The organism is Tenacibaculum soleae (assembly GCF_001693415.1).
GTDB lineage: Bacteria > Bacteroidota > Bacteroidia > Flavobacteriales > Flavobacteriaceae > Polaribacter > Polaribacter soleae.
Genome location: NZ_MAKX01000033.1, coordinates 1 through 697 on the forward strand (window position 1 = coordinate 1; position 697 = coordinate 697).

General features: G+C 27.5%; 1 protein-coding gene. It reads left to right on the plus strand.

Translation table 11 applies throughout. From position 1 onward, the window contains the following. Positions 1-30: 30 nt before the first annotated feature. Positions 31-555, plus strand: a complete 525-nt coding sequence (locus BA195_RS12490) for a hypothetical protein (protein WP_068705978.1) — start codon at positions 31-33, stop codon at positions 553-555. The last annotated feature ends 142 nt before the right edge of the window (positions 556-697 follow it).

Here is a 697-nt window from a genome sequence, read left to right on the forward strand (position 1 = left end):
CGTTGGGCACTATTAGAACGAAATTAAGAAATGACAAACATAAACTCAAAACTTGAATCATTTGAAAACGGAAAGTTGATTGATATTGTTAAAAATTATAAGCAATATGGTTATGATAATGATTTGAGAAATATTGCAGTTGGAATTTTAGAAAAAAGAGGAATTAATAAAGAACAACTGGAATTAACTGGGAATTTTGAAAACCACTCTTACGAATCAGCAAAAGGAATACATAAATTATTTAGTTGGAACTCAAAAATTGCTTTTATACTTTACGGAATAGTATTGATTACGAATATTCTTGTTACTGTTTTCACACGAAACTCTGAATTATTAGCCTCAACAATTCTAATAATTAATTGGATTTCAATATTATTATACTTTGTATTCATAATTAAGTCGTTTATGAATCAAAATGAATTTTATAGAGAAATAGGAAAGAAAAATGATTCAAGTAGTATTTTAATATATGTTTTTTTAGGACTTCCTTTTTACATATTTACTTACTTCTATTTCAGAAATCAAATGAATGATGAATTGAAAATGGTAAAATAACAGTGCCCAACACTGTGTATAAAAAATTGCTTAAATTAGTACTTTACCAAAGGTCGTTGCGTTTTTGCAACTTTGGAATTTTCCAGTGGAAAATTCCTCGCGCACAAAACAGCAACTTTCCATAACACAAAAACGTTACCCA